Origin of the sequence: Chryseobacterium sp. POE27 (genome assembly GCF_039727685.1) — a bacterium.
GTDB lineage: Bacteria > Bacteroidota > Bacteroidia > Flavobacteriales > Weeksellaceae > Chryseobacterium.
Genome location: NZ_CP152475.1, coordinates 320,579 through 339,557, shown reverse-complemented (window position 1 = coordinate 339,557; position 18,979 = coordinate 320,579). Strand labels below are relative to the sequence as shown.

Here is an 18,979-nt window from a genome sequence, read left to right as displayed (position 1 = left end):
CAGGCTCAGGATAATGACCGCTTCTATTGAATTTACTGATCCTCAGACTTTATTTATATCCTTTATCAATTCCCAGCTTCTTCATTTTAGAATATAAAGTTTGAGGCTGCATTTTCAGAAGTTCGGCTGCTCCTCCTAATCCGGAAACTTTTCCGCCACTGCTTTCAAGGGCATTCATGATGTGATCTCTCTCCATTTCCTCCATCGATTTTAATATTCCTGAAGATCCGTTTTGTTGTTCCATTACTTTCGGAAGATCAAAGCTTTCAATTTCTGATGTTCTTGTCAGAAGAACAGTCCTTTCCATAAGATGTTCAAGCTCCCTGATATTTCCCGGCCAGGGATAATTCAAAAGTTGTTCGATTGCTTTATTACTTATTGAGTTGATGTTTCGTTTTGAAGCAGCCGCATATTTTTTAAGGAAAAAATGGGCAAGCAACTCAATATCTTCTTTTCGTTCTCTCAACGGGGGAAGTTCTATTGGAAATACATTCAGCCGATAATACAGATCCAGCCTGAATCTTCCTTCTGCCACTTCTTTTTCCAGAGAACGGTTTGTAGCGGCAACGATTCTTACGTTTACTTTTATGGTTTTATTGCTTCCAAGACGTTCAATTTCTTTTTCCTGCAGCACACGCAGTAATTTCACCTGGGAATCTAATGGAAGTTCTCCGATCTCATCCAGAAATATCGTTCCGCCGTTCGCCTGCTCGAATTTCCCGATTCTCATGGTATTGGCTCCTGTAAAACTTCCCTTCTCGTGCCCGAAAAGCTCAGATTCGATGAGAGAATGTGGCAATGCTGCACAATTAACAATGACAATAGGGTTTGAATTCCGGTCTGAAAGATCATGGACAGAATGGGCAACTTTTTCTTTACCCGTACCACTCTCGCCTACTACAAGAACAGAAGTCTCCGTAGGGGCAACAACTCTTATTTTTTCAACCACATCCCGAAGAGCTTCGCTTTTTCCGATGATTCCTTCTATTTCTGCGGGTTCTGATACTCCGGAAAAATTGGAACCTTTTTCAATATCAAAACGATACTTCGCAATATCAAGCATTACGATAAGATCACGTTCACGGAAAGGTTTTACCATAAACCCGTAGGGCTGCGTCTCTTTCACCGCCTCCAGTATAGACTGATTGGTATTGGCTGAAATATAAAGAAAAGGTAAATTGATCTTGCGGAGTTCCCACGCGAGGTCAATCCCCGTGAGGTTGCCTTTCAGCATAATATCGATAAGTACCCAATCCGGCCTTTTTTCTTCAATGGATTTCCTTGCCTGTATTACAGAAGAAGCTATTCCTGTGACCTGATACCCTGCTTTTTTGAGCATAAGCTTAAGATCATTGGCCACGATGAATTCATCTTCTACAATTAAAATTTTCTCTTTCATTATTCTGTTACAATATCAAAGTCTGAATCCTGACTGTCAATATCTGTATTTTTTCTAAAATTGATTATTATTTTTAACCCATCTTTGCTTTCAAGGGTAAAATTTCCGTCCAGCTGATCGGTAAGACCGCGCATGAGATTCATTCCGAGAGAATCTGTTTCATCGATATTAAAATCGTCAGGGAGTCCTATTCCGTTATCAGAAATCATAAGTCTGTAATTGTCTTTTTCGGTCTTTTTAAATGAAACCTGAACCTCCCCTTTTCTGCTTACGGGAAACGCATATTTAATGGTATTGTTTACTGCCTCATTAAGAATAAGCCCCAGCGGAACCGCCTGAGCAACATCGAGAAATATCTTCTCAATGTCCATCACAAAGCTGATATTTTTTTCTGAAGAATAGCATTCTTTAATGTAGTTAATAAGCTCATAAATATACCATGACATATCAATGGTTGCCAGATTATCAGACTGGTAAAGTTTCTGATGGATCAGCGACATCGCGTGCATTCTGTGCTGGCTGTTTTGGATAGCCAACAAAGCATCTTCATTATCAAGATAAGCAGACTGGGTATTCAGAAGGCTTATCACAATCTGTAAATTATTTTTTACCCGGTGATGAATTTCCTTCAGAAGCCATTCTTTTTCAGAAAGAAGCTTTTTGAGCTGCTCGTTTTGCTCATCGATCTGCTGACGTTTCAGTTCCAGGTTTTTGTTAGCCCGGTTTTTAAGCCTGGAGCGGTTATACAAAAGCGCAGCAAAAAGGATAAGGACAATGATACTTCCCATAAAAACGTATCGCAGAATATTGTCTGTGCTGATACGGGCTTCCTGCAGTTTCCCTTTTTGAGTCAGTAATTGAATATTCTTGTCTTTCTGTTCGGTATCAAACTGAACCTGAAGGCTGTTGATCTGTCTCATCTTTTCCCCATTAGATACAGAATCCGCGTGTTTTTTGTACAACTGATAATGCGTGATCGCATCCTGATATTTACCCCTGGTACTGTCTGCTTTAAACCAAAGCAGATAATTCTGCGAACGCACCATATCATTTCCCGTTTTAGCATTAACGGAATCCAGTATTTTTACACTTTTGTAAAATGCCGGATAATTTTTTTTATAAAGACGATACATGGCAAAACTGAGCAGTACAGTATTTTGCCCGCCCCCCCGATTCTCCGTATTCTCCATAATACTCTACCAGCTTTTTATAATAGGCATCAGCATTCTTTATCTGTTTCAGTGTAGTGTACGTATGAAAAAGAATATAATTTTCCCTCATTTCAAACATAATATCATCAAGTGGATAAAGCTTTTTATATTGTTTAATCATTCCGATACCTTCATCGAATTTTTTCTGCCTGATCAGCATCGTTGAAATATTAGAAGCAACAAGGCGTACAAAAGGTTTATCTTTATTTTTCTTGGCAATTACCAAAGCTTTATCCCAATAATCCAAAGCGTTCTGATTTTTATTCAGATAATAATAAACTAATCCTATCTGATTGTAAATAGAAGTCATTTCCACGGAATGGTCTCCTACATTTTCAGCGGTTTTTTCTGCAAGGTGAGCGTATTTCAGGGCTTCATTATAATTACTTTTCTGAACTTCTGCCAAAGATAACAGCTTATAAACGGACTGTACTTCTTTGTATTTCACAGATTGATAAGCAGATAATGCCTGCTTAAGGAGTTCTATAGATTTATCAGGATCATCTGCTATGCTGTATAATTCTGCCTGATCTTTCAATACGGCAGCTTTTTTTACCATAGCCTTTGACAGCGTAAAATATTTTATTGCATTTTCTTTAAGCTTTACTTTAGTATCAAAATTTTCCTGATCATTATTGTACATATAAGAGAGTTCGTTATATGCATCTCCCGCCTGCTCATTCATTTTGTTGGCAACAAAATAATTCACCGTTTTTTTCATCTTGGAAGTCGCAATGTCCCATTTGTCGTTTTCTTTATCAATCCTGGCATCTAAAAGCATTACCTTTCCTTTGTTGAGTGTATTTCCTGTTTTTACACTTAATTTATATGCTTCTTTGTTGCAAATTGCTGCACTATCCAGGTCTTTTTTCTCCTCTCCGAGTTTCGTCAGATAAAATTCTCCCAATCTGAGATACAATTGGGTCTTTTCATTAGCATCTTTTGAAGAATAGATCTGTTTTGAAAGCAAATACGGATTTTCCTTAGTCTGCGCTTTCAAAGAAATATTTAAAAGAATAAATGTCAATGAAAAACAAAATATCATCAACGGATTTTTGCAGAAAAAACAACGATTGGACTTCATTTTTTAAAGATAATTGATTATCCTGTTTAATTGTAAATTTAAGCTAAATTTTACGGTGATAAAAATAGCAGATCAGCATTCCTATTCCCGGAGCAATCAGCGTTACCAATCCAAACTGCTTTCCGGCAAAGGCGCCAAGAAAACATCCTGTAAGAAAGCCGAAGATGGTTATCATCTGCTTTTTCAGACTGGCTATTGCCTCAGGATCTTTAAATCCGTTTCTCAGTAAATTTCCGAAATCCAGAGAAGCCTGTGTTACATTTCCCGTCATCATAGTAGTTGGCCCGTATGTTTCTTTAGCATATAGTTTTCCGAATGCATTCTGTAATCCCATGGCAAATACTGCAGCCATCACTACGGCATACATCATCCATTTTTCAAAAATTCCCATGTATGTAAATATGGCTACGAAAATTCCGCTTAACAACAATAGCAAGCCTTCCCAAAACATAATGGAATAATGATTGGTAAATCTGTACGCCATTCTTCCGCCTGTAATCACAGCCATAATAAATACGGGAAAAGTCAGCAGCTTTACCCACGCATTAAGCTCAGATCCTTTTATCAGCTGATAGGCAAATACAATAAAGTTACCCGTGACATGAGCGGAAAAAATGGAATCTGCAGATACGAAAGTTACCGTATCACAATACCCGGCAATCATGGTGAGAAGTAAGGTTACAAAACCTATATTCGTTTTTATTTCCATATGTTTATTTTAAATGTGAGCGCAGCATCCAGGCCATTTTTTCATGGGTTTCCATTAAGCCTGTAATATAATCGCTGGTTCCTGCATCATGAAATTCAGAAGCAAAATTATCGATATTTTCCCTGAGGTGAATAAGAATGCTATCATGATCAGAAAGAAGTTCTTTGATGTAGGTCAGACTGTCATTAGCTTCCAGATGATGTTCCGAAAGGTGTGTTAATTCAAGATATTCTCTCAAAGTAGCTGGTGCGTAATGACCCAACATTCTTATTCTTTCTGCCAGATCATCAATCATACCGTCCAATTGCTGATACTGAGCTTCAAAAAACAGATGTTTGTTGTAAAAATCCGCGCCTTCCACATTCCAGTGGGCTTTTCTTGTTTTGGTGTACAGTACAAATTCGTCTGCTAATACTTTAACCAATACTTCAGCAACTTTTGCTAAATTTTCATTTTTAATTCCGATTGAAGTTTTCATTTTAAAGTGTATTTAATAAATAATAATCAAGTGAATACGTTCCTGCGCCTAAGGCAAGAATTAATAATAATGACAATGTGTACATGAAAGGGACATCCCGCACTTCAAGAGAATCTTTCCTGTGAACGATGAAATATCCGATAGCCGTTACACCAATTGTCGGAAGTACCGCGAGTCTCGTTCCTAAGCCGAGAATAATTAAAAAAGGTACTATGAGATCGGCAAAAGATGCCACAAGAGCATTCAGTTTCGCTGGAAGTCCCAAAGGATTGGGAATAACTTCCTTCTTTCCGTTTTCCAGTCTGAATTTTTTTCAGTCCGTGTACCCTGAAAAGTTCAAATCCCAGCAATATTCTGAAGGCCAGCAACGCAGCGTTGTTAAATGATGATCCTACATCCGAATGAAGAATCTGTTGTATAATTTCCATAGTTTTTAAATTAAAAAGCAAAACACGAACATCCTAAAGCTCCCCAAAACGCATGATAATTATTTACCGGCAAATTACTCATCCTTGCCTGATCATGATTGTGGGAATGAACATCACAACTTCCGGCACAACTGTGAATCTGGGAAGTAAGCGGTACTTTATGCGCTGACTTTGAATTCTTTTCAATTTCTTTCTGAGCGTATCCCCCGACAGGATAATAACCATTATACAGATTTGTCGGTGACCATTCCGGAAGAATTGGAACAGATGGCGGAGCAAATGATGAAAACTCTCCTTTTGCGTAAACAATGTTACCATCTACAACCGTCATTTCAGCTTCAATATTTTTAATATCTTCTTCCTCAATGGTGAAATAATCCTTATCAAGGACTGCCAGATCAGCAAACATTCCTACTTTGATGTCTCCTTTTTTATGATGTTCCTGAGAAAACCACGCGCTTCCTTTGGTATAAAGCTCAAGAGCTGTTTTTCTGTCCAGCCTTGATTCCTGATACAGCTGAAGACCGCCAACCGTTTTACCAGCCGTTAACCAATACATAGAAACCCATGGATTATAGCTGCTCACTCTTGTAGCATCAGAGCCTGCTCCTACAGGCACTTCCATGGCAAGCATTTTCTTTACCGGCGGCGTATTTTCAGCAGCTGTTGAGCCATAACGATCGGTAAAATATTCTCCCTGATAAGCCATTCTGCTTTGTATGGCGATACCACCACCAAGATTTTTCACTCTTTCAATATTCTTTTCGCTGATCGTTTCCGCGTGATCAAAAATCCATGGCAGACCATTGAATGGAATCTCCTGATTGATCTTTTCAAAAACATTTAAAAACCTGGTAATACTTTCATCATAGGTAGCATGCAGCCTGAAAGGCCAGCGATTTTCAACGAGCAAACGAACAACCTTTTCGAGTTCTTCCTCCATATTTTCCGGAAGATCGAGTCTTGGCTGTAAAAAGTCTTCGAAATCTGCTGCAGAGAAAACCAGCATCTCCCCGGCACCGTTGTGGCGGTACATATCGTCACCCTGATAGAGTTTTACTGTGTCAATCCATTCACTGAAATCCTCAAATTCATGCTTTGGTTTTTGGGTGAATAAATTATAGGCAATTCTTACCGTTAACTGTTTATTCTGATTCAATTCATTCACCACCTGGTAATCATCCGGGAAATTCTGAAAACCTCCTCCTGCATCGATAACACTCGTGATCCCAAAACGGTTGAGCTCTTTCATAAAGTGCCTCGTAGAATTCAGCTGATGTTCGTAAGAAAGCTTGGGACCTTTAGCCAAAGTCGAATACAAAATCATGGCATTCGGTGTTGCGATAATTAATCCTGTCGGCTCACCGTTGGAATTGCGTTCGATTTGTCCTCCGGGAGGAGCCGGTGTATTTTTGGTATAGCCTACTGCTTTCAAAGCGGCCCTGTTCATCAATGCTCTGTCATAAAGATGGAGAATAAAAACAGGTGTTTCAGGAGCTATGGTATTAATCTCTTCCAGTGTCGGCATTCTTCTTTCCGCAAACTGAAATTCCGACCAGCCGCCAACAACACGCACCCATTGCGGAGACGGCGTACGGTCTACCTGCTCTTTCAGCATACGCAATGCATCGGCGAGTGAAGGCACGCCGTCCCATCTCAGCTCAAGATTATAATTCAGTCCGCCACGAATCAGGTGAATATGCGAATCATTGATTCCCGGGACTACTCTTTTCTTTTTAAGATCGATGATTGTAGTCGTTTCGCCGGCAAACTGATCTGTCAATCCGTCATTTCCTACTGCGATAATTTTTCCCTCTTTAATGGCAACTGCTGAAATATCCTGAACTTCATTGCTAAAGCTGTGGATTTTTCCGTTATATAAAATAAGATCTGCTGTCATGGTTATTTGGCATTAAGTTGATCAATCGCATCTTTAATTCCGCCACCGGCAACCGTAAAAAATGAAGGTCCGGCCAATAAGATCAGTTTTTTTACGGTCATTTTCTCCGATACATGCTGAGCATTCAGGTAAGCCTGCGCGCGGTAGGCATCAAATGCGCCTAACACAACATTTCCGGCAACGAGCGCTGTAGGAGAATCGATACCGGCATCCTTAATGTCACTGGCAAATGAAACGGTCTGAACTTTCAGCCTTAAAGCTTCTCTCATGGCTACGCTTCCTACTTTTTTCATCAATTCGGCATCAAAAGTATTTCTGTCGCCAAGTCCGATGAGCAAAAGTTTTTTAGAACCCATGCTTCCTTTTGGTGGATCCATCAGTAATGTTTCCAAAGCATAGCCTTTGAATTTCCCGGTTTTTCTTACTTTAGTGATGATTCCTTTTAATGCTTCATCTAAATGTACCATCCCGTTCAGTTCTGCAGGAAGCGCCGGAGATTTAAAAATATCGCCTTCCGTATATTCAAAAACGCAGGCAATCTGAAGATCTGCTACCGCTGCAGAAGGACCATTCACCAAACCTTCGATGGTTACACCATCTACTGTTCCCCATACTTTCTTTGTCCCGACAGCTGTTTTTACCTCTGCTTTTTGCTGAGCCGCAACATGATTTGTTATTGAACCTCCTAAAAGAACTGCTACAAGCAATATTTTTGAGATTCCGAAATATTTTGATATTAAATTTTGCATAATAAATAGTTTTAGTAATTAATTTTTAAACTAATTTAAATTTAACCGCAAAAGAGACAAAAGGCTATTTTAAAGTTTAGATAAACAAAGTTCTCAAAAGAGTAAAAATCAAAGATTTTTAGACTATTGGGTTCTATATTCTCGATGTTGATTGACTTTTAATTCAAAGTATCTAAATCTTTTGCATCTTTTGCGGTTAAATGGAAAGTTTAAACAAGGTTGTTAATTTTTTAAGTGATAATTAAAATTTAAAGCCTAAACGGATATTATAAAATATACCGCTTTTGGCTCCGGGAATAATGTCTTCAATGAAAGCCCCTTTCCTGAAATACTGGATACCGCTTACCAATGCCATATATTTGTTAAAGCTGTACGTAAAATTGGTTAAATATGCAGTCCCGATATATCTTTTATCAGAGCTGCTGCCCGGACGATTCAGGGCTCCGCTTGGTCTGTAGACGCCATCCTGAAGAGAATACCGCCAGTTGAACACAACATCGGCCTGCATTTTAAGTTTTGAAGAAAGATCTAATGTAACGTAAGGATGAATATCAATAAGATTCACCGGCCCGATTTGCGGGCTGAAACCGAAGTAACCGCCTTTAGGATACAAAGGATTAAAGGTTTGAAGCGTATTGTCATCTTTGGAACGGTCACCCGAGATATAATCATTGCGGAGATTAATGCTTGGCTTGAACTTTACATTTTCAAATAAATATCCGAGATCTGCCGAACCTGTCCATGCCCGGATTGCTTTATCCCCGAAAGTTCCAAACTGATAGGCAGCTTCCAGGTTGTAGATGAATCCACCGCCGTATTTCCAGAAACGTGCACCAAACGTATGTCGTTTTTCTTTGGCAATTCCAGCTTCGAAAACCGCATCATCTCTGCGGATTCCCAGATAATACATATCCAGATTCCCAGCTTTCTGAAAGATGATTTTAGAATAGGCTCCCCAGAGATTAAGCTGTTTCGATATTTTATTATCGAAAACTCCGGCATTAATGCTGTCTGCCATCATCGCAAAAGCATCTATAGAAAAATCCTTCTGGTAATACATAAGTTTGGCTCCGGTAAATGAAAGCCTTACATTCGGACCTTCCCTTACAGATATTAATCGCCCGGAACCGTAATCCAGTTCCTGTCTTCCAACCCTTACAACCAGGTTTTTATCCTGATTTTTTAAAACTTTAACATCAACAAAGAGATTCTGAATACTCAGCTCATCTTCGTCGATTCCGCGGGGACCATTTTTTCTTCCGTTCTGTAAGGCACTCCGCACTTGTGAAAATATTCTGACACGTTCTCCCAAATGAAGATCTGCATGCAGATCATACCGTTGAAGGAAAAAATTATTGTGCCCGATATTCAGTCTTCCCCAGTCTTCATTGTTGAAATCTACATATTCATATCGTGCTTCTCCCCCGAAAGATAAATAGATATTTTTCTCATTGTTAAGCGGAAGAAATTTCACCTTATTATAAAAAGTGTCTGCAGAATCTTTGAGATATTCATAGTTTTCATCGTATCTCAACAGCTTAAAAGACTGTGCAGAGATCTTTCCCGAAAACAAGATGATCATTAAAATTCCGGAGAGGCAGGATATGAAATATGAAGACTTCAACATTTTAATTTTTAAATATTAATGATTCAGCATATTGTGAGCATAGTGAATTCCCAGTCCGTAGGAACCTCCGTATTTTTTCATCAGGTCGGTTACTGCTACATAGGTTTCCTGACGGGCCCAGTCTCTCTGAAGCTCCAGCAGATATTGTACAGACGTTACAGGTTTCACACCTGCATGGATCATTCTCTGAATAGCTCTCTCATGGGCTTCATCGCTTACATCTCCACAGGCATCGGTAATGACGTAGACATCATAGTTTTCTTCCAATGCAGATAAGGCAGGTCCTACGATACAAACCCCAGTCCATAAACCGGCGAGTACAAGCTTCTGCTTTTTGGTTCCTGTAATCGCTTTATAAGCCGCTTCATCTTCCCAGGTATTCATCGTAGTACGGTCGATATAGTTTGAAGTTTCCATAGGATATGCTTCCTGAACTTCGGGAAAAACAGGACCTGAAAAGCTCTGTTCGGCAACCGTTGTCACGATCGTCGGAACATTGAAAATTTTGGATGCTCCGCTGATGATGGCAACGTTGTTTCTCAGTTCACTGATTGCGATGCTTTTTGTGGCAAATGCCATCTGGCCTTCAAAATCAATCAGTACAAGGGCATGATTGTCGGGAGATAATAGTTTTGTTGATGGTTTCATAAAAGTTTATTTGGTTGTTAAAGTATTTTATTTTAAATCTGAAGAAAAAATTGCCCGCAACCTTGGCCACAGGCAATCGGGGCTAATTATTGTTTTAAAAACTTAAGGAGTTCTGTGTTGAATTTATCTTTTTCTTCCAGGAATAATGCGTGTCCGCTGTTTTCAAAAGGAATTAATTGGGATCCTCTGATGGCTTTGTTCATTTGCTCTGCTAAAGCATATGCCACAATTCTGTCTTGTTTTGCCTGCATAATAAGGGTTGGAATCTTAATTTTCGGCAAGTCTCCTCTTAGATCTTCGTCTCTTAAAGCGATTAATGCCTGTTCCATGGCATACGCAGATGACTGCATTTCGATTCCGCCTAACCAGGCACCGATACCCGGTGAAACAGAAGTTGGAGATAAAACGAATCTTTCACCAATGGTGTTCAGCAATCCCGGCCTGTCTACGCTGACAAGGTCTACCCATTTGGTGATTTCTTCTTTCGTAAATAATGGATAAGGATAATCTGCTTTTTTTGTATGAACAGGTGCTGCAGCGGCGAATAATGCTAATTTAGTGACGTGAGCACTATTGTATTTTGCCACGTAATGCAAAGCGATAGCGCCACCCATTGAATGACCGCCTAGTGTTGCATCTTTGATATCCAACTGATCAAGAACAGATTTGATATCGGCAGCAAACTGATCGTAGTCGTATTTTCCGTATGGTTTATCCGACTGTCCGAATCCTCTTAAAGTGATCCCGATTACACGGTATCCTGCTTTGATTAAAGGAAGATACTGATATTCCCATGAAGCGTCGCTCACCGGATATCCGTGAATTAAAACAACCGGTTTTCCTTCACCAAGGTCGGTTACGTGAAGTCTCACATTGGGCTCAACTTCGATGTATTCGGCTCTTGCTTTGGCAGCAGTCCGCGCTGTATTCTGAGATTGATTTTCAGTTTTGTTTTCTTTGTTGCAGGAAACAAATAGCAAGGCTGATAAAACAGCAGCTGCGATAATGGGTTTAGTTTTTTTCATTACAAAATATTTTAAGGTTATAGATTTATTTCCTTGACCATTGCCAAAAAACAACCTAAAACATTAAAATATTGATTTGTAACATTTTAAATAAAAATCCGAATAAGATATTTTACGTAATGTCGTAAATTTATTATCTCATTATTTGCTTTTATAAAGAATTTTGTATTTCTGAAAAAGGAATTGAGTTTGAATTTATATAAAGTTTATATTTAAATTTTGGCTAAAGCCGAATGAAGCGTTTACAGAAAGCGGATTAAAGCTCACCTCTATTGAATTGAGAATGTTTTTTTATTTTGAAGCACTTTTACCTTAGATAAAGCCAGAATGTCGAGTTTTTGTCACATTTTCATCCATTAAAAACATATCCAAATAGGTTTCGGACATATCAAGAAACGTTATTTAATGGTCCGGAGACGTTAATGACCACAACAGATACTTTGTATAACCTATCCGACGACGTTAATTGCCTGTCCGGCGGGGTTTATGACGTGTTTTTAGGGTTGTATAAAATCTCGCGAGACGTTGTTTACAACGGTGAGAAGGTTATTTAAAGACCTGAAACATTAACAGACCTCATCAATTGACTTAAATACCTGTCTGTAATATTCTGTAACGTCAACGAATCATTGTTTAGTTTTAAAAAATGATTTGAAAGTGGGAAATTAAGCTTCCACTTCAACCTGTGGTGCTTCTTCAGATTTTTTAAAAAGCTTAAAGAAAAATATATTCCACAGAATGAGTTCATACCCGTAAACGGTGTCTTCAACAGGGATGGTAAAAATTCTCAGTCCCATGAATTGGTTAGGATTGTAGTTGACGATAGGAGATTCCAGTCCGGTTCCTGTAAGAATTCCATTAACAATGAGAAACCCTGGCATGAGCAGGAGATAAACGAAAGAGGCTTTTCCGATCCATCTTGCTTTGAATATAAAATAGAGAATAAATAAGCTGCAGCCTGTCGATAAAAACGTAACGAAAGTATAAATCCTTTCACAGTAAAAATTGCAGACCACTAAACAACCAATGATGGCTGCGACAACAAAGATCTTCTCAGGAAGAGGTTTCCAGTCGAGTTTAAAAAATTTATCGAGACAAAAGTAGGTAAAGATACAGGCAAAAGGAATACATATGAAAAAGAGTATTTCTTCTAATGGTAATCTGAAAAATTTTATCCCCAGCAAATACTTATCGTTGAACCACCACACTCCCATTTTTGTGAACCAGGCATCCCAGATGAGGAAAACAAAACCTACAAGCAATGAGGCGGATAGAAATTCACTGAAGTATCTGTTGAATCTGATCTTACGATGGAAAGAAAAAATAAAACATATAATGACAGTAAAAAAATTAATAAGAAGATAGAGATATTGTTGCATTTATTTATGGTTGTTAAAGTACATTTTAAAGTATTTGACGGGAACCCAAAGGAATCCGAAGCATTCGCCCTTTTCTTTTCCGGTATGCTTATGATGTTGTTTGTGTGCTCGTCTGATGGCGAGAAGATACGGATTTTCAGTATTTCTCAATAGCTTTATTCTCTGATGAATGAAAATATCGTGTACAAAAAAAGTAAGCCATCCCATAAATTGCTATCCCCAATCCTATATAAAACCAGTGGTTGAACCCCTGAATTGTTCCGTAGTACATCAGAATAATGGTAGGAACAGCGAATATAACAAAAAAATAATCATTCTTTTCTATGTGTCCTTCGTTGCTGTGGTCATGATGATCTTTGTGCAATACCCAAAGCAGGCCGTGCATGATGTATTTATGAATAAGCCATGTCATGCCCTCCATCACAAAAAAAGTAGCTATTACAATTAGAAAATTCATTTTTTTAATTGGTATAAATGGTCATTATAAAAAAGAGGTTTTGTACTGTACATAACAGCTCATCATCAGGGAGATTTTAGCTCCGTTGGATATTCTGATCCTTTCGCTCATAATGGTCTGGGCAGATTTTCTTTTTATCTTTTTAAACAGAGAAACATAATATCTGTACGCAAGATACACTCCGAATCTTGAAGATGCGGGAAGCTTTTTAATCCCGATCAGTGCCTGCCTGAACTCTTTTTCTATTTCTTTTTCAATGGAATTTTTCACATTATTATCAAATAAAGTCATATCAAGATTTGGAAAATAGCTTCTTCCCAATGTCTCATAATCATCTTTCATATCTCTTAAGAAATTGACCTTCTGAAAAGCAGATCCTAAAATCATTGCATAAGGCTTAAGATTCTCATATTGCTCCCTGTCGCCGTTCACGAAAATCTGAAGACACATCAACCCGACCACTTCTGCAGAACCCAGAATATATTCCTTGTAAAGATCGGAATTATAATCGATTTTATGAAGATCCATTTCCATACTTTTTAAAAACTGATGAATAAGCTTTTCATCAATATTGTAATGATTCACGGTTTCCTGGAAAGATTGTAGTATGGGATTCAGCGAAATACGGTCTTCCAGCGCCTGAAAGGTTTCTTCTTTGAATTTTTTTAATAATTTTTCTTTGTTATAATCATGGAAGCTGTCTACAATTTCATCTGCCAGACGTACATAGCCGTAAATGGCATAGATAGGGTTTCTTATAGCAGCAGACAGGGCTAAAATTCCCAGTGAAAAGCTGGTACTGTACTGTTTGGTGGTCTCTTTACTGACTTTGTAAGAAAGTTCGTCAAATAATTTTTTCATAGTAACTAATTTTTAGTGGCTTCAGCGGCAGCAATCTTCCCTGAAATGATGGATGGCGGCACGCCGGGCCCAGGTACGGTAAGCTGTCCTGTATAGAATAGATTCTTTATTTTTTTATTTCTGAGGGAAGGTTTCAGCACTGCGGTTTGGGATAATGTATTGGCAAGGCCGTATGCATTTCCCTGATAAGCGTTGTAATCTTCTTTAAAATCTTTTACACAGTAACTTCTTTTATAGTCGATTTTCAGAAGAAGGTCTTTTGCGCCTGTATGTTTTTCTAATCTCAAGATCATTTCCATAAAATATCGTTCTCTTATTTCTTCGGAATCTTCTATTCCCGGAGCGACAGGCATCAGGAGAAAAACGTTTTCACAGTTTTCCGGTGCTACGGAATCATCGGTTTTTGAAGGGCAACAGGCGTAGAACAGAGGTTTTGTCGGCCACTTTTTTATCCTTATAAATTTCTTCTGTGTGAAGATCCAGATCATTTTCAAAAAATAAGGTGTGATGTTTAAGATTAGGGATTTTTTCTTTGAAACCCAGATAAAAGATAAGACATGAAGGAGCAAAAACACGTTTTTCCCAGTATTCTTCCTTATAATTCCTGAATTCCTGTGGTAAAAGTTTCGATTCCGTGTGATGATAATCTGAAGAAGCAATGATGACATCAAAATCAATTTCCTTCTGATTCACCATCAATAAAGAAGCTTTTTTTATCTTTTACATTGATCTTTTCAACATCTGCATTAACGTAAAAATGAGTTCCCTGTTCTTCTGCGATATTTTTCATTGCATCGATAATTTTTGAGAAACCGCCCATCGGATACCATGTCCCTAACTTATATCCTCCGTAGTTCATTAAACTGTACAACGCAGGAATATCCTTTGGTGCAGCACCCAGAAAGATAACAGGGAACTCCATTAAAACAATCAGCTTAGGATGCTTAAAATATTTTCGTACAAAGCGCTGGAAATTCGTTAGAAGATCAAGCTTCAGGGCGCTTTTAGCTATTTTAGGTGAAACAAATTCAAACCATGAATGGCAGGGTTTATTAACAAAATCCTGCATTCCGACTTCATATTTGTACTGTGCATCTTTCATAAATGCATCCAATTTTTCTCCGGCTCCGGTTTCCGTTCTTTCAAAAAGGTCTTTCATCTCTTCATAGTTGTGCGGAATATTCATCGTCCCATCGGAAAAAACCATTTCAAATTGTGGATCCAAAGGAACAAGGGTGTAAAAATCAGAAGCTTTTTTTCCAAAATCATTAAAAAAAGATTCTATAATATCGGGCATCCAGTACCAGCTCGGTCCCATATCAAATATATAACCGTTTTCAGTTTTGAAATTTCTTGCTCTTCCTCCAATATCACTGTTTTTTTCAAAAAGATGAACTTCATTACCTTCTTTTGAAGCATACGCCGCAGCAGAAAGCCCTGAAAACCCTGATCCGATTACCGCAATTTTCTTTTTCATGCTTAATTTTTAAATGAATATTCTTCGTAAACGGTTTTAATCAGATCTTTGCTGTCGATATTTCTTGAGAAAATCGGGTAATGAAAACGATCAAGTTTATTAAGGATCCTGATAAGTTCCATTTTTTCCTTGTAAGAAAGATTTCCGGCAACGATTTCGGTTGCTTCCCTTATTTTTTTCATCTGCTTTTCCAGTGCTTCTTTTCCTTTTTCAGAAATGTTGATGAATTTATTTCTTTTATCGATATCAGATTCCGTTTGCTCTATCCAGCCCCGCTTCAACAATCTTGTAATAATGAGCATCCCGACAGGTTTATCATGAATATTCTTCTTTATCAATTCCATTTTTGTCATTTTACCAAAAGCTTTAAGATTAATCAGATAAATAAAATCTTCCTGCGTGGTAAAACCGGAATCCGAAATAGCAGATTTGGAATAGGTTTTTGCATATCTGTTGAGATGTACAATCAGTGTGCTTATGGCACTTTCAGGGGTTCTTCCTGTTTCCTTTCCTTCCCAGTAAGGTTCTTCTTTTTGCTTATTTTCGTTTGATGAATTATTACACATCCATTCTTTAAATCCGTTGATATCGGAAGAATAATGACCATCTGTATTTTCAATTTCAAATTGTTCCAGAAGATCAATGACTTCTTTTGTCATTTTGTAATTCATGATTTTGAATATTAGATTATAAATATACTTATAAAATATAAATTTAGTATAATAATAAACCATCAACATTTTTTATGCCAAACGTTTCTATTTTTACATTTTAAATAATTAAAGTAAAGAGGCATGTTTATTGTAACTTTCCAATGACACCAATAAAAAATTTAATATGAACAACGAAAAAACTGTATCAGTACTAAACGATTTACTGAACATTACGAATGACAGAATTGAAGGATTTTCTAAAGTTGAAGACAAAGTATGGGATACGCATTCTGCGTTAAAAAATGATTATGATCAAATGGCTTCACAGTCTCAGACAATGAAATCTGATCTTATCAGACTCATCAGTGAGCGTGAAGGTGAGGTAGACAATACGACAAGTACGGCCGGAGCATTCCACAGAGCATGGATTGATGTTAAAAATTCATTCACAGGAAACAAGGATGAATCTACTCTTGAAAATGTTGTTTTTGGAGAAAAAGCGGCTATTAATACCTATCAGGATGCATTGGACAGCGGAGATCTTTGTCCGGAAAGTTCAAAAGTTGTATCCAACCATCTTCATCACCTGAAATCTTCTTATGCGAAATTTGAAAATCTGGAGGAATTAAATTAATGACTATTCTATAATATCATTGAAGTAAGAGAGCTCTAAACAGCGCTCTCTTATTTTTTTAAATTCTAATCTCTCAATTTATAATGTATTGTGGAAAGATTCTTCAGAATTTCCGCGCTTTGTTCGGGAGTTACGTCTCTCTGGGCTTCGGCAAGCATTTCATAGCCTACCATAAATTTTTTAACTTCAGCACTTCGAAGCAACGGCGGATAAAAATGCATGTGAAAATGCCATTCGGGATGTTCCAGTCCATCTGTCGGAGATTGGTGAATACCCGCTGAATAAGGAAATGATGTCTCAAAAAGATTATCATATTTCGTTGTAAGATCTTTAATAATCTCTGCAAACAATATTTTCTCATCTTCCGAAAACTGAAGTATATTATTTATTTTTCTTTTGCTGATAATCATCGTTTCGTAAGGCCATACCGCCCAGAAAGGAACCAGTGCAACAAAACTTTCGTTCTCCAAAATAATTCTTTTGCCTGCTTCCAATTCTTTTTTAAGGTAATCTTCCAAAAGAGATCTTCCGGTTTTGTCAAAATAAAACCTGAGATTTTCCTGAGTTCTTACCACAGCCGACGGAATAGATGACTGCGCCCAAATCTGTCCGTGCGGATGAGGATTGCTGCATCCCATCACCTGTCCTTTATTTTCAAATATCTGTACATGGTTGATAAAATCTTCAGCACCGAGTTCTTCATATTGTTGTTGCCAGGTATCCACGACTTTTTTAATATCTTTCACTTCCATTTCAGGTAATGTAAGACTATGATTTTCTGAAAAACAGATTACCCTGTTGATTCCGCGTTCTGGTCTGAGAGAGAAAAAATCTGAATGATCCTCAGAAAATTCAACTTTTTCATTGAGCAAAGATCCAAAATCATTATCAAAAACATATACTCCTTTATAATCCGGATTTCTCTGACCATTCACCCGAACATTTCCTGAACACAGATAACATTCAGGATCATATCGGGGAAGCTTTTCTTCTATTGGCTTTTCAGTCTGTCCCTGCCAAGGCCTTTTCGCGCGTTGCGGGGAAACCAAAATCCATTCGTCCAAAAGCGGATTGTATCTTCTGTGCGGATGCTGCTTACTGTCAAATGCTGAACTCATTGGTTGTATATTCTTTTGTTCCTTCGGAAATTTTCACCTGATATATTTTCATCTGAATATTAAATTCAGCCTGATATTTTTCGCTTATTGTTTTGATGACCTGATCTACGCAATCTTCTTTGATAAGATTGATGCTGCAGCCACCAAATCCTCCGCCCATAATTCTTGCGCCGAGAACTCCGTTTTCTTTTAAAGTCTGCTCCACTAGGAAATCAAGCTCATCACAGCTGACCTCAAATTCTGTGGAAAGTCCTGAATGTGTTTCGGTAAGAAGTTTTCCGAGGAAATCTACATTATTTTCAGATAAAGCTTTTGCAGCCTGCTCTACCCTTTTAATTTCTTTCAGGAGATAAAGACATCGTTTATATGAAATATCTCCTATTTCTTCACGCACTTCATCAAGCATTTCAAAACTGAAATCCCTGAATTTCTTTATATGCGGAAATTTTTTCCACAAAGCTTTTTTCCCGTTGTCAACATCATTGCGTCGGTCATTATAGCCCGAAGTGAGATGCGTATGCTTTACACAACTGTCGAACAAAACCAAACTGTAACCTTTAAGATCTGCATTAAAATATTGATGATCCAACGAATGGCAGTCGAGCATGATAACCTTTCCGTCTTTTCCGAAAACGGAGGCAAACTGATCCATAATTCCACATTTTACGCCAACGAAAGTATGTTCTGATTTCTGACCAATCAGGGAAATTTCTTTTTTGGAAAAACCTAAATTAAAAATCTGATTAAGAATAAAGGCAAATCCACACTCCAGCGCTGCGGATGAAGAAAGTCCGGAACCCATCGGTATCGTACTGCTGAAAGCGATCCGTAATCCCCCGATTGTCTTTCCTTCTTCCTGAATGGCATTGAAAACACCCAGCAGATAATTAACCCAGGTCTGTACAACAGGCGATTGTTTTTCGTTAACGTTAAAACTGAAGCCTTCATTAAAATCCTTTGCAAAAAAAGTACAGGTTTCAGAATCTACCTTTTCCACCGCAAAGCAGATGTATTTATCGATTGCCGCAGGCAAAACAAAACCATCGCTGTAATCAACGTGTTCTCCGATAATATTGATTCTTCCGGGAGAAAGAAAAATATGTTCCGGCTCCGAATGAAAATTCATCCGGAATGCTTCTTTT

General features: G+C 38.0%; 17 protein-coding genes and 2 pseudogenes. 1 reads left to right on the top strand and 18 read right to left on the bottom strand.

Annotated features, from left to right (window positions below; translation table 11 throughout):
* Nucleotides 1-49: 49 nt before the first annotated feature.
* The 16 genes and pseudogenes from AAHI02_RS01485 to AAHI02_RS01410 all read right to left on the bottom strand — a co-directional run bounded on the left by AAHI02_RS01485 (nucleotide 50) and on the right by AAHI02_RS01410 (nucleotide 16,103).
* The gene (locus AAHI02_RS01485; protein WP_346985118.1) at nucleotides 50-1,399 is read right to left on the bottom strand and encodes a sigma-54 dependent transcriptional regulator; all 1,350 of its coding nucleotides are present in this window, start codon (nucleotides 1,397-1,399) and stop codon (nucleotides 50-52) included.
* On the bottom strand, nucleotides 1,399-2,589 hold the full coding sequence (locus AAHI02_RS01480) for a sensor histidine kinase (protein ID WP_346985117.1): 1,191 nt from the start codon (nucleotides 2,587-2,589) through the stop codon (nucleotides 1,399-1,401). Before AAHI02_RS01480 ends, AAHI02_RS01485 begins: the two co-directional genes overlap by 1 nt.
* Entirely contained in the window at nucleotides 2,516-3,655 is a 1,140-nt protein-coding gene (locus tag AAHI02_RS01475; RefSeq protein WP_346985116.1) for a tetratricopeptide repeat protein, read from the bottom strand. Before AAHI02_RS01475 ends, AAHI02_RS01480 begins: the two co-directional genes overlap by 74 nt.
* 82 nt (nucleotides 3,656-3,737) lie before the next feature.
* Nucleotides 3,738-4,403, bottom strand: a complete 666-nt coding sequence (locus AAHI02_RS01470) for a YoaK family protein (RefSeq protein ID WP_346985115.1) — start codon at nucleotides 4,401-4,403, stop codon at nucleotides 3,738-3,740.
* A gap of 4 nt (nucleotides 4,404-4,407) precedes the next feature.
* A complete protein-coding gene (locus AAHI02_RS01465; RefSeq protein ID WP_346985114.1) occupies nucleotides 4,408-4,881 on the bottom strand; it encodes a DNA starvation/stationary phase protection protein in 474 nt (157 codons plus the stop codon).
* Between the two features lies 1 nt (nucleotide 4,882).
* Nucleotides 4,883-5,146 (bottom strand): DoxX family protein, encoded by a 264-nt coding sequence (locus tag AAHI02_RS01460; RefSeq protein ID WP_346985113.1) that lies wholly within the window; start codon nucleotides 5,144-5,146, stop codon nucleotides 4,883-4,885.
* 173 nt (nucleotides 5,147-5,319) lie between these two features.
* Nucleotides 5,320-7,209, bottom strand: coding sequence for an amidohydrolase (locus AAHI02_RS01455; RefSeq protein ID WP_346985112.1), 1,890 nt, complete (start codon nucleotides 7,207-7,209; stop codon nucleotides 5,320-5,322).
* Nucleotides 7,210-7,211: 2 nt separating this feature from the next.
* Complete coding sequence (locus tag AAHI02_RS01450; protein WP_346985111.1) at nucleotides 7,212-7,958, bottom strand: M17 family peptidase N-terminal domain-containing protein; 747 nt, start codon at nucleotides 7,956-7,958, stop codon at nucleotides 7,212-7,214.
* Nucleotides 7,959-8,199: 241 nt separating this feature from the next.
* On the bottom strand, nucleotides 8,200-9,585 hold the full coding sequence (locus AAHI02_RS01445) for an alginate export family protein (protein WP_346985110.1): 1,386 nt from the start codon (nucleotides 9,583-9,585) through the stop codon (nucleotides 8,200-8,202).
* Between the two features lie 15 nt (nucleotides 9,586-9,600).
* Nucleotides 9,601-10,233: a hydrolase gene (locus tag AAHI02_RS01440; protein WP_346985109.1), complete on the bottom strand. Its 633-nt coding sequence runs from the start codon at nucleotides 10,231-10,233 to the stop codon at nucleotides 9,601-9,603.
* Nucleotides 10,234-10,319: 86 nt separating this feature from the next.
* A complete protein-coding gene (locus AAHI02_RS01435) occupies nucleotides 10,320-11,258 on the bottom strand; it encodes an alpha/beta hydrolase (protein WP_346985108.1) in 939 nt (312 codons plus the stop codon).
* A gap of 665 nt (nucleotides 11,259-11,923) precedes the next feature.
* Complete coding sequence (locus tag AAHI02_RS01430; RefSeq protein WP_346985107.1) at nucleotides 11,924-12,637, bottom strand: lycopene cyclase domain-containing protein; 714 nt, start codon at nucleotides 12,635-12,637, stop codon at nucleotides 11,924-11,926.
* Nucleotides 12,638-13,094: pseudogene (locus AAHI02_RS01425) on the bottom strand (beta-carotene hydroxylase).
* Nucleotides 13,095-13,118: 24 nt separating this feature from the next.
* A complete protein-coding gene (locus AAHI02_RS01420; RefSeq protein ID WP_346985106.1) occupies nucleotides 13,119-13,955 on the bottom strand; it encodes a phytoene/squalene synthase family protein in 837 nt (278 codons plus the stop codon).
* A pseudogene (gene crtI / locus AAHI02_RS01415) lies at nucleotides 13,939-15,432 on the bottom strand (phytoene desaturase family protein). The gene AAHI02_RS01420 and the pseudogene crtI overlap by 17 nt, the downstream one beginning before the upstream one ends.
* Nucleotides 15,433-15,434: 2 nt before the next feature.
* Nucleotides 15,435-16,103, bottom strand: a complete 669-nt coding sequence (locus AAHI02_RS01410) for a MarR family winged helix-turn-helix transcriptional regulator (RefSeq protein WP_346985105.1) — start codon at nucleotides 16,101-16,103, stop codon at nucleotides 15,435-15,437.
* 166 nt (nucleotides 16,104-16,269) lie between these two features.
* On the opposite strand from AAHI02_RS01410, the gene AAHI02_RS01405 reads away from it, so the two are divergent.
* A complete protein-coding gene (locus AAHI02_RS01405; protein WP_346985104.1) occupies nucleotides 16,270-16,719 on the top strand; it encodes a PA2169 family four-helix-bundle protein in 450 nt (149 codons plus the stop codon).
* A 65-nt stretch (nucleotides 16,720-16,784) separates the two neighbouring features.
* On the opposite strand, the gene AAHI02_RS01400 is transcribed toward AAHI02_RS01405, so the two are convergent.
* Nucleotides 16,785-17,837, bottom strand: a complete 1,053-nt coding sequence (locus AAHI02_RS01400; protein WP_346985103.1) for a UDP-glucose--hexose-1-phosphate uridylyltransferase — start codon at nucleotides 17,835-17,837, stop codon at nucleotides 16,785-16,787.
* Nucleotides 17,821-18,963: a galactokinase gene (gene galK / locus AAHI02_RS01395; protein ID WP_346985102.1), complete on the bottom strand. Its 1,143-nt coding sequence runs from the start codon at nucleotides 18,961-18,963 to the stop codon at nucleotides 17,821-17,823. The genes AAHI02_RS01400 and galK overlap by 17 nt, the downstream gene beginning before the upstream one ends.
* Between the last annotated feature and the right edge of the window lie 16 nt (nucleotides 18,964-18,979).

Coding starts and splice junctions, on each gene's coding strand:
- AAHI02_RS01485 (WP_346985118.1), bottom strand. CDS start 1,399: ATGAAAGAGAAAATTTTAATTGTAGAAGATGAATTCATCGTGGCCAAT.
- AAHI02_RS01480 (WP_346985117.1), bottom strand. CDS start 2,589: ATGGAGAATACGGAGAATCGGGGGGGCGGGCAAAATACTGTACTGCTC.
- AAHI02_RS01475 (WP_346985116.1), bottom strand. CDS start 3,655: ATGATATTTTGTTTTTCATTGACATTTATTCTTTTAAATATTTCTTTG.
- AAHI02_RS01470 (WP_346985115.1), bottom strand. CDS start 4,403: ATGGAAATAAAAACGAATATAGGTTTTGTAACCTTACTTCTCACCATG.
- AAHI02_RS01465 (WP_346985114.1), bottom strand. CDS start 4,881: ATGAAAACTTCAATCGGAATTAAAAATGAAAATTTAGCAAAAGTTGCT.
- AAHI02_RS01455 (WP_346985112.1), bottom strand. CDS start 7,209: ATGACAGCAGATCTTATTTTATATAACGGAAAAATCCACAGCTTTAGC.
- AAHI02_RS01450 (WP_346985111.1), bottom strand. CDS start 7,958: ATGCAAAATTTAATATCAAAATATTTCGGAATCTCAAAAATATTGCTT.
- AAHI02_RS01445 (WP_346985110.1), bottom strand. CDS start 9,585: ATGTTGAAGTCTTCATATTTCATATCCTGCCTCTCCGGAATTTTAATG.
- AAHI02_RS01440 (WP_346985109.1), bottom strand. CDS start 10,233: ATGAAACCATCAACAAAACTATTATCTCCCGACAATCATGCCCTTGTA.
- AAHI02_RS01435 (WP_346985108.1), bottom strand. CDS start 11,258: ATGAAAAAAACTAAACCCATTATCGCAGCTGCTGTTTTATCAGCCTTG.
- AAHI02_RS01430 (WP_346985107.1), bottom strand. CDS start 12,637: ATGCAACAATATCTCTATCTTCTTATTAATTTTTTTACTGTCATTATA.
- AAHI02_RS01420 (WP_346985106.1), bottom strand. CDS start 13,955: ATGAAAAAATTATTTGACGAACTTTCTTACAAAGTCAGTAAAGAGACC.
- AAHI02_RS01410 (WP_346985105.1), bottom strand. CDS start 16,103: ATGAATTACAAAATGACAAAAGAAGTCATTGATCTTCTGGAACAATTT.
- AAHI02_RS01405 (WP_346985104.1), top strand. CDS start 16,270: ATGAACAACGAAAAAACTGTATCAGTACTAAACGATTTACTGAACATT.
- AAHI02_RS01400 (WP_346985103.1), bottom strand. CDS start 17,837: ATGAGTTCAGCATTTGACAGTAAGCAGCATCCGCACAGAAGATACAAT.
- galK (WP_346985102.1), bottom strand. CDS start 18,963: ATGAATTTTCATTCGGAGCCGGAACATATTTTTCTTTCTCCCGGAAGA.